The sequence below is a fragment of the Alcanivorax sp. genome (assembly GCF_051117345.1).
GTDB lineage: Bacteria > Pseudomonadota > Gammaproteobacteria > Pseudomonadales > Alcanivoracaceae > Alcanivorax.
In genome coordinates, this window is sequence record NZ_JBNPEC010000108.1 from 1 (window position 1) to 9100 (window position 9100).

Annotated in this window: 10 protein-coding genes and 1 tRNA gene; all 11 read right to left on the reverse strand. The window is 59.4% G+C overall.

What is annotated here, in order from left to right; genetic code table 11:
• Positions 1-360 precede the first annotated feature (360 nt).
• Positions 361-437, reverse strand: a tRNA-Pro gene (locus tag ACFE0K_RS06950).
• A gap of 358 nt (positions 438-795) precedes the next feature.
• The gene (locus ACFE0K_RS06955; RefSeq protein WP_434535372.1) at positions 796-1155 is read right to left on the reverse strand and encodes a MerR family transcriptional regulator; all 360 of its coding nucleotides are present in this window, start codon (positions 1153-1155) and stop codon (positions 796-798) included.
• A complete protein-coding gene (ihfA, locus tag ACFE0K_RS06960; protein WP_035249053.1) occupies positions 1136-1438 on the reverse strand; it encodes an integration host factor subunit alpha in 303 nt (100 codons plus the stop codon). The genes ACFE0K_RS06955 and ihfA overlap by 20 nt, the downstream gene beginning before the upstream one ends.
• Positions 1439-1463: 25 nt before the next feature.
• The gene (gene pheT, locus ACFE0K_RS06965; protein ID WP_434535373.1) at positions 1464-3854 is read right to left on the reverse strand and encodes a phenylalanine--tRNA ligase subunit beta; all 2391 of its coding nucleotides are present in this window, start codon (positions 3852-3854) and stop codon (positions 1464-1466) included.
• Positions 3855-3953: 99 nt separating this feature from the next.
• Positions 3954-4973: a phenylalanine--tRNA ligase subunit alpha gene (pheS, locus tag ACFE0K_RS06970; RefSeq protein ID WP_434535374.1), complete on the reverse strand. Its 1020-nt coding sequence runs from the start codon at positions 4971-4973 to the stop codon at positions 3954-3956.
• A 261-nt stretch (positions 4974-5234) separates the two neighbouring features.
• Positions 5235-5594 (reverse strand): 50S ribosomal protein L20, encoded by a 360-nt coding sequence (gene rplT / locus ACFE0K_RS06975; RefSeq protein WP_035249061.1) that lies wholly within the window; start codon positions 5592-5594, stop codon positions 5235-5237.
• A 27-nt stretch (positions 5595-5621) separates the two neighbouring features.
• On the reverse strand, positions 5622-5816 hold the full coding sequence (rpmI, locus tag ACFE0K_RS06980) for a 50S ribosomal protein L35 (protein WP_035249063.1): 195 nt from the start codon (positions 5814-5816) through the stop codon (positions 5622-5624).
• Between the two features lie 38 nt (positions 5817-5854).
• Positions 5855-6415: a translation initiation factor IF-3 gene (infC, locus tag ACFE0K_RS06985; protein ID WP_052042985.1), complete on the reverse strand. Its 561-nt coding sequence runs from the start codon at positions 6413-6415 to the stop codon at positions 5855-5857.
• Between the two features lie 240 nt (positions 6416-6655).
• Positions 6656-6943 carry a hypothetical protein gene (locus ACFE0K_RS06990; RefSeq protein ID WP_434535375.1) on the reverse strand — a complete coding sequence of 96 codons (288 nt, stop codon included), beginning with the start codon at positions 6941-6943 and terminating at the stop codon, positions 6656-6658.
• 95 nt (positions 6944-7038) lie between these two features.
• The gene (guaA, locus tag ACFE0K_RS06995; RefSeq protein ID WP_434535376.1) at positions 7039-8610 is read right to left on the reverse strand and encodes a glutamine-hydrolyzing GMP synthase; all 1572 of its coding nucleotides are present in this window, start codon (positions 8608-8610) and stop codon (positions 7039-7041) included.
• A 96-nt stretch (positions 8611-8706) separates the two neighbouring features.
• A partial coding sequence (locus ACFE0K_RS07000; protein WP_434535377.1) for an IMP dehydrogenase occupies positions 8707-9100 on the reverse strand: 394 nt, incomplete at its 5' end.

Consider the following 9100-nt stretch of genomic DNA (forward strand, 5'->3'; position numbering starts at 1 on the left):
CAATTCGTTATTTATTTCTGTGCCATCTCCTAAAGCTACTGGCACAGCACAAAATGGACAATCCGGCATCAAACTCCCCTTTTTCTTTGCCCAAGTATTCCTTACCTGAAAGCTATTCATTTTTATCTGAGAACCATATCACAACACATAAACGCTACCAGATTTCTCTTACCTGCTTTTTCGTATCTGGCTGACAGAGATTGTCGGGATTTGCGCATGACAGGGATGGGGATGGATGAGGAAGAGCGAGATCGCGCCGCGAGCGACCCTCCTACGGTGGGGCCAGGCGTTTGTTCCTTCGCTGAATGTCAGGCACAAAAAAGCCCGGCTGGAAACAGCCGGGCTTTTTTGTATCTCGATTGGTCGGGACGGGAGGATTCGAACCTCCGACCCCTTGCACCCCATGCAAGTGCGCTACCAGGCTGCGCTACGCCCCGAGATGTGCTTGGTAGGCAGAGCTACCAAAGCGGCGGCAATCATAGCGGATTTGGTGGGGGGATGGAACCGGTAAAGTGCTGTTTGGTCAGGGTTTGAGCGATGAAGACGCAAGCTTCAAGCTGCAAGGGGCAACGCGGGAGGGGGGCGGTGCCTGCGGGAATGCCTTTGCCCGCGTCTATGCGTTGGTGAGTGCGCAATGGATGGAGTGTTTCTGCCAGGTCGAAGGGGCCTGTTGGCCTTTCGCCATGCGAGCATGGGCTCCTACAGCTGCCGCCCAGGCATTAAAAAAGCCCCGGGAGCTAGGCTGCCCGGGGCTTGGTTCGCCATGGCAAGCATGGCTCCTACGGGAAACGGAGGTTATGAGGCTTTTAGGACGTCGAGGACCTCTTCCATCTCCACGATCATCTGCTTGATGAGCTGGTGGTACTGGGTGGCCTGTTCCACGTTGTTGGCGCCGGTGAGCTGCTGACGGGCGCCGCCGATGGTGAAGCCTTGATCGTACAGCAGGCTGCGGATCTGGCGGATCATCAGCACGTCCTGGCGCTGGTAATAGCGACGGTTGCCGCGGCGCTTGACCGGCTTGAGCTGGGGAAATTCCTGCTCCCAGTAGCGCAGTACGTGCGGTTTTACGTCACACAGGTCGCTGACTTCACCAATGGTGAAATAACGCTTCCCTGGAATCGCCGGTAATTCGTCGTTATGACTTGGTTCCAGCATAGTCCTCAACCCGTTGTTTTAATTTTTGTCCTGGACGGAAGGTGACAACCCGGCGGGCGGTGATGGGAATTTCCTCACCGGTTTTCGGGTTGCGTCCTGGCCGTTCACTCTTGTCCCTGAGATCAAAGTTGCCGAAGCCGGAGAGTTTCACGGGCACGTTGTTTTCCAGCGAATGGCGGATTTCTTCGAAGAACATCTCCACCATTTCTTTCGCTTCACGTTTGTTCAGGCCAAGCTCTTCGAACAAACGCTCGGCCATGTCCGCTTTGGTCAGCGCTCCCATCAATAGCTCCCTAACCCTTCCTTAATCAGTCCCTTAAGGCGGCGTTAAACTGTTGTTTTAACTGGGATACTACGGCATCCACCAGGTCGTTTACCTCTTGATCCTTAAGAGTGCGTGAACGGTCCTGGAAGGTCAAGCCCAAAGCGAGGCTTTTGCGATTTTCCCCGATGCTATCACCTTGATATATATCAAAAATCCGCACCCCTGTGAGACGTTCGTCACAGGCGTCACGGACCGCCGCCACCAGCTCGCCGGCCGGCACGCTGTCTTCGACCACGAAGGCCAGATCACGGCGCATGCGGGGCTGATCTGACACACCGGCAAAGTGCGGCAGTACGCCGTCCAGCAGCGGGGCCAGGGCCAGTTCGAAGGCGTAGAGCTGGGCGGGCAGGTCCAGGTCGGCGGCCAGACGCGGGTGAATGCGGCCCAGGTAGCCGACCACTTCGCCGTCACGCTTGAGCGCGGCGGTCTGGCCCGGGTGCAGGGCGGGATGCTCGCCGGGCTCGAAGCTGAAGGCGTCGGCGTCGGACAGGGTCAGCAGGGCTTCCACATCCCCTTTCAGGTCGAAGAAGTCCACCGGGCGCTTTCCTTCCCAGTTCTGCGGCTGAGCGCTGCCGTAGAGCAGGCCAGCGATCATCGGGGTCTGCTCCAGGCTCTCTTCGCCCTCAGACTGACCGGTGGGCACGAAGCGCAGGCCGGTTTCGAACAGGCGCAGGCGATCGGCCTGGCGGTTCAGGTTATGGCGGGCGGTGCTGAACAGGCCAGCCAGCAAGGTGGTACGCATGACGCCCAGGTCCGTGGAGATGGGGTTGAGCAGCGGCAGCGGCTCGACACGCGGCTCCACCTGCTTGAGCAGGCCCGGTTCCACGAAGGTGTAAGTGATCGCTTCCAGGTAACCGCGATCGATCAGGGCGTCGCCCAGGCGGCGCTGGTTGACGGTCTGCTCGGCCACCGGCTCGCCGGAGGGGGAGCCGGCAGGCACACGGCTGGGCAGTTTTTCATAGCCGTAGATGCGCGCCAGCTCCTCGATCAGGTCGGCCTCGATGGCCATGTCGAAGCGCCAGCTGGGGGCCAGCACCATCCACTCCTCGCCGTTTTCCTGGGTGGACACTTCCATGCCCAGGCGGCTGAGGATGTCTTCCACCTGTTCGGCGGGCAGGCCCATGCCGAGCAGGCCTTCGATGCGATCTGCACGCAGGGCGATTTCCGCCTGGCGTGGCAGCTTGTCTTCGTCTACCGCTTCGCTGACCGGGCCCGGCTGGCCGCCGGCGATATCCAGGATCAGGGCGGTGGCGCGTTCGATGGCCTCGTTCTGCAGCTGCGGGTCCACGCCCCGCTCGAAGCGGTGGGAGGAATCCGTGTGCAGGCCGTAGGAGCGGGCCTTGCCGGCAATGGCCAGGGGCGCGAAGAAGGCGCATTCCAGGAAGATGTCCTGGGTGTGGCTGGTGACGGAGGACGGCTTGCCGCCCATGACACCGGCCAGGGCCAACGCCTGGCTATCGTCGGCGATCACCAGGGTGTCGTCGCGCAGGGTCAGTTCCTGGTCGTCGAGAGTCAGCAGTTTTTCATCGGCGTTGGCGTTGCGTACGGTGATGCCGCCGTTGAGCTTGGCCAGATCGAAGGCATGCAGCGGCTGCCCCAGTTCCAGCAGCACGTAGTTGGTCACGTCAACAATGGGATCAATGGTGCGCAGGCCGGCACGGCGCAGGCGCTCGATCATCCACAACGGGCTGTCAGCATTGACGTTAACGCCCTTGATCACGCGGCCCAGGTAGCGGGGGCAGCCCTGGCTGTTTGCCAGGTTCACGGTAAGGGTGTCGTCGATGGCCGGCGCCACCTTGTCGATGGCCGCATTGATCAGCGGGCTCTGGTTCATCACCCCGACTTCGCGGGCGATGCCGCGCAGGCTCAGGCAGTCTGCCCGGTTGGGGGTCAGGTCCACTTCAATGACGGCGTCATCCAACTGCAGGTACTTGCGGAAGTCGGTACCCACCGGGGCGTCGTCCGGCAGTTCCATCAACCCATCGATGAGATCTTCCAGGCCCAGCTCGGAGGCGCCGTACAACATGCCGGAGGATTCCACGCCACGCAGCTGGGTTTGCTGGATCTTGAAATCGCCGGGCAGGACGGCGCCCACTTGCGCGAAGGGGATTTTCAGGCCGGGACGCACGTTGGCCGCACCGCACACCACCTGGGTGGTATCGGCGCCATTGCTGACCTGGCAGACGCGCAGCTTGTCTGCATCCGGGTGCGGCTCACAGCTTTCTACCTGGCCGACGACCACGCCGGTAAAGGCCGGTGCGGCAGGTTCCACGGCATCCACTTCCAGGCCGGCCATGGTCAGTTGCTGCACCAGGGTGTCGGTATCGATGGCGGGGTTGACCCATTCCCGCAACCAGGCTTCGTTAAAACGCATTGTCGAATTCCTTTAAATCATGGGAGTTTCTGTTTGGCCGCCGGGAGAATTCGCCTTGTGAACAAGGCTCCAACGGCGGCCTGACGGTACAGAAACGCCTTAACCGAACTGGGACAGGAAGCGGGTGTCGTTTTCGAAGAACAACCGCAGGTCGTTGACGCCATAACGCAGCATGGTGAGGCGCTCCACGCCCATGCCGAAGGCAAAACCACTGTATTCGTTGGCATCCACGCCACCGTGCTCCAGCACGGACGGGTGCACCATGCCGCAGCCCATGACTTCCTGCCAACCGGTGTGGGAACACACCCGGCAGCCTTCGCCACCACAGCTGACGCAACCCACATCCACTTCGGCGCTGGGCTCGGTGAACGGGAAGTAGCTGGGGCGGAAACGCACCGGCAAGTCTTCCACTTCAAACACGAATTTGAGGAATTCCGCCACGGTGCCGCGCAGGTCGGCGAAGGTGACGCCCTTGTCCACCAGCAGGCCTTCCACCTGGTGGAACATGGGGGTGTGAGTCAGATCGGAGTCGCAACGGTACACCCGGCCCGGGGCAATGATGCGGAACGGGGGCTTGCCCTGCTCCATCACCCGCACCTGTACCGGTGAGGTATGCGTGCGCAGCAGGCGGCCGTCACCGAAATAGAAGGTGTCGTGCATGGCCCGCGCCGGGTGGTGGGACGGAATATTCAGGGCTTCGAAATTATGGAAGTCGTCTTCCACTTCCGGGCCTTCGGAAATATCGAAACCCAGGCGGAGAAAGAAATCTTCAATGCGGCGACGCATACGGGTGACCGGGTGCAGGTTGCCGGGTAACTCGCCCCGGCCCGGCAAGGTCACGTCCACGGTTTCGCTGGCCAACTGCTCGGCCAGGGCCGCTTCTTCCATGGCATGCTTGCGGGTGGCGATGGCATCCTGCACTTTCTGTTTGCCTTCGTTGATCACCGCGCCGGCCTGAGGGCGCTCTTCTGCGCTCAACTTGCCAAGGCCCTTCATCAGGGCGCTGATCTCGCCTTTCTTACCCAGGTATTTCACCCGCACATCGTCCAGGGCCCGGATATCGCCAGCCTGTTCGACATCTGCCAGGGCAGCGTCCACCAGGGCGTTGAGATTTTCCATTTAAGACTCCGCAGTCTTTACAAAGCTGCAAGCTGCAAGCTACAAGCTGCAACGCGGTTCAGAGCCCTGCCACCGACTACCACTTGAGCCGCGCCGACACATTACGGCGCGGGGAAAGCGTTATCGTGTGGCTGCAAGGTGGAATCGTGTTGCAGCTTGTAGCTTGTAGCTTGCCACTGGTCTTTTTTCAAACAAAAACGGGGGAAGAGCGCGAGCTCTTCCCCCGTTGAGTATGCTGTTTTGTCTAGGACGAAACAGTAATCAGGCGGTGAGACTCGCTTTGGCTTTTTCGGCCAAAGCGCTAAAGGTCGCCTGATCGCGGACAGCGATGTCCGCCAGTACTTTACGGTCTACTTCGATGGACGCTTTCTTCAGACCATCGATCAGACGGCTGTAGGACAGGCCGTTCAGACGCGCAGCGGCGTTGATACGAACAATCCACAGACGACGGAACTGACGCTTACGCACCTTACGGTCGCGGTAGGCGTACTGACCGGCTTTGGTAACGGCCTGAACCGCTACACGGAATACACGGCTGCGGGCACCGTAGTAGCCTTTAGCCTGCTTGAGAATTTTCTTGTGCCGACGACGGGCCTGCACACCACGCTTTACTCGTGCCATTTTTCAGATCTCCAAAAACCGTATCAGTTATGCGTAGGGCATCATGCGTTTAACCAGAGCGACATCAGAATCATGCACTTCGGTTTTGGGACGCAGCTGACGAATAGTCTTGGCAGACTTCTTGGTCAGGATGTGGTTTTTGAATGCCTGCTTGCGCTTGAAACCGGAGGCGGTTTTTTTGAAACGCTTGGCAGCCCCACGGTTTGTCTTGATTTTAGGCATGGTACCTTCTCAAGTTGGTTAGTTAGTTCAACAACCAGTTACGGCTGTTTCTTCTTTTTGCCCGGGCTGAGCACCATGATCATCTGGCGCCCTTCCATGTTCGGACGTTGCTCAACAGAACCGTACTCTTCCAGATCCTTCTCGATACGTGCGAGAAGATCCCGGCCCAGTTCCTGGTGAGCCATCTCCCGACCGCGGAAACGGACGGTGATTTTCGCTTTGTCGCCGGCCTCGAGGAAACGAATGAGGTTACGCAGTTTCACCTCATAGTCACCAATGTCGGTGCCGGGACGGAATTTGATTTCCTTGACCTGGGTCTGGCGCTGTTTCTTGCGCCCTTCCTTGGCCTTCTGTTTGGCTTCAAACAGATGCTTGCCGTAATCCATGATTCGACAAACCGGTGGTTCCGCACCAGGGGAGATTTCCACCAAATCCATCTGCTTTCCGGTGGCTTTCTCCAGCGCTTCCTGCAGGGTCACAATACCGACCTGCTCACCGTCTACATCAATCAACCGAACATCGGTTGCCTGGATTTGCTGATTTATATTGGCGCGCTGCTCGCGGCCTTTGCCTCCACGCTTAATGTCGTGAACCTCCAATCTGTTATCGATAACGAGGCAGGATGCCTCACCGCCTCAGTAAATAGGCGCGCATTGTATGCCACCATAACGGGCACAACAACCCCGACCCCAGCGGCCGGCGTGCGCAACTGACTGAAACGGAATGAATTCTGGCCGGGTATGAGCCGTTAAACCCACCTTTCTGCCCGTCATTCGGGCAAAGAATCCAGCAAGGGAGCGTATTCTAAGCAAATCTGGACAGTTTTCAAGCAATCGCCATCATGCTTTGCAGGAAATCCGCTCCTCCCCCATGTTGTAGAGATTATTGGCCCCAACCAAGGCCCCAGACACCAGCGCCGTTGCCGGGAAAAGAAGCAGGGACCCCATGCCGGTTGAGCTGTCATAGCTGCCCGTGGAGCTAGCCACATTGATCGGCATCAGTGTCATTCTGGTGCTCATGGTCTGACATGGTGAGGCATAGGATCGATCTGGAGTCGGCACAACCACACAACCAGATACGCCGCCGGCCATTAGCGCGGCGAGCAATACTGTCAGTCGCTTTTCCATAAGCAATTTCCTGAATCGATCTGTTCAGAATAGATCAAACACAAGGCAAAAGCTGTATCCGACACAAAAAAGGCGGCCATTGGCCGCCTTTTTTGTTATTCCCACTCAATGGTGGCCGGTGGCTTGGACGAAATATCGTAGGTCACCCGGCTGATGCCGGGAATCTCGTTGATGATCCGGCTGGAGACCAGCTCCAGGAACTCGTAGGGCAGGTGCGCCCAGCGGGCGGTCATGAAGTCGATGGTTTCCACGGCACGCAGAGCCACCACGTATTCGTAGCGGCGGGCATCGCCCACTACGCCCACTGACTTGACCGGCAGGAACACGGCGAAGGCCTGGCTGGTCTTGTGGTACAGGCCGGCGGCGCGCAGCTCTTCGATGAAGATATGGTCCGCCAGACGCAGGGTGTCGGCGTATTCCTTTTTCACTTCACCGAGGATACGCACGCCCAGGCCCGGCCCCGGGAAGGGGTGACGGTAGACCATGTCGTAGGGCAGGCCCAGTTCCAGGCCGATCTTGCGCACTTCGTCCTTGAACAGCTCACGCAGAGGCTCGACAAGCTTGAGCTTCATGTCTTCCGGCAGGCCGCCCACATTGTGATGGCTCTTGATCACGTGGGCCTTGCCGGTCTTGCTGGCGGCGGATTCGATCACGTCCGGGTAGATGGTGCCCTGGGCCAGCCAGTTGGCGTTTTTCAGCTTGCTGGCCTGATCGTCGAAGATATCGATAAAGGTGTTGCCGATAATCTTGCGCTTCAGCTCCGGATCCGCCTCGCCGGCCAGTTTGCCGAGGAAGTTGTCTTCCGCGTCCACCCGGATCACTTTCACGCCCATGTTGTCGGCGAACATTTCCATGACCTGGTCACCTTCCTGGTGACGCAGCAGGCCGTTATCCACGAACACACAGGTGAGCTGGTCGCCGATGGCCTTGTGCAGCAGTGCTGCCACCACGGAGGAATCCACCCCGCCGGACAGGCCCAGGATCACTTCGTCAGTGCCTACCTGCTCGCGGATGGTGTCGATGGCATCGCTGATGATGTTGCTCGGCGTCCACAGAGCTTCACACTCGCACAGCTCGCGCACAAAGCGCTCCAGCAGGCGGCCGCCCTGCAGGGTGTGGGTAACTTCCGGGTGGAACTGGATGCCATAGAAACGTTTTTCGTCGTTGGCCATGCCGGCAATGGGGCAGCTGCCGGTGGTGGCGATAGCCACGAAACCCGACGGCATCTCGCCGACACGGTCACCGTGGCTCATCCACACGTCCAGGTATTCCTTGCCCTGCTCTTCATGGTCGACGATGCCGTCCAGCAGGCGGTTCTTTTCCGCCTTGGCTACTCGGGCGTAGCCGAATTCGTGCTTTTCACCGGCAATCACCTTGCCGCCCAACTGCTCGGCCATGGTCTGCATGCCGTAGCAGATACCCAGCACCGGGATGCCGGCCTCGAATACCGCCTCGGGGGCACGGGGCGTTTCGGCGGCGGTGACAGACTCCGGGCCACCGGAAAGAATGATGCCCTTGGGCGCAAACTCGCGGATTTCCTCGGCGGTCATGTCGAAGGCACGGATTTCACAGTACACGCCGATCTCCCGCACCCGGCGGGCGATCAGCTGGGTGTATTGGGAACCGAAGTCCAGAATCAGGATGCGCTGGGCATGGATATCTTGCATGGCTCGCTTTCCGCTGGCGCCTGGCTGGCAGGCTGTAAATACAAGGGCCGGCAACGCCGGCCCTGAATCGTTATCGCTGACACTAGGTGGCGGGCTTCAGCCTACCGGATAGTTCGGCGCTTCCTTGGTGATTGTCACGTCATGAACATGGGATTCTTTCATGCCCGCGTTGGTAACTTTCACGAATTCCGGCTTGGTGCGCATCTCTTCGATGGTGGCACAGCCGGTGTAGCCCATGGAGGCGCGCAGGCCTCCCATCAGCTGGTGAACGATGGCGCTCATGGGGCCTTTGTAGGGGACCCGGCCTTCGATACCTTCCGGCACCAGCTTCTCGATGCCGGCGGCGGCATCCTGGAAGTAGCGGTCAGAGGAACCGGTAGAGCCGGACATGGCACCCATGGAGCCCATGCCCCGATACGCCTTGTAGTAGCTGCCCTGGAACAGCTCCACGTCACCTGGGGCCTCTTCGGTGCCGGCCAACAGGGAACCG

Bases quoted from the DNA above. Each gene is read 5' to 3' on its own strand.
- ACFE0K_RS06955 (WP_434535372.1), bottom strand. From the start codon at position 1,155: ATGCTGGAACCAAGTCATAACGACGAATTACCGGCGATTCCAGGGAAG.
- ihfA (WP_035249053.1), bottom strand. From the start codon at position 1,438: ATGGGAGCGCTGACCAAAGCGGACATGGCCGAGCGTTTGTTCGAAGAG.
- pheT (WP_434535373.1), bottom strand. From the start codon at position 3,854: ATGCGTTTTAACGAAGCCTGGTTGCGGGAATGGGTCAACCCCGCCATC.
- pheS (WP_434535374.1), bottom strand. From the start codon at position 4,973: ATGGAAAATCTCAACGCCCTGGTGGACGCTGCCCTGGCAGATGTCGAA.
- rplT (WP_035249061.1), bottom strand. From the start codon at position 5,594: ATGGCACGAGTAAAGCGTGGTGTGCAGGCCCGTCGTCGGCACAAGAAA.
- rpmI (WP_035249063.1), bottom strand. From the start codon at position 5,816: ATGCCTAAAATCAAGACAAACCGTGGGGCTGCCAAGCGTTTCAAAAAA.
- ACFE0K_RS06990 (WP_434535375.1), bottom strand. From the start codon at position 6,943: ATGGAAAAGCGACTGACAGTATTGCTCGCCGCGCTAATGGCCGGCGGC.
- guaA (WP_434535376.1), bottom strand. From the start codon at position 8,610: ATGCAAGATATCCATGCCCAGCGCATCCTGATTCTGGACTTCGGTTCC.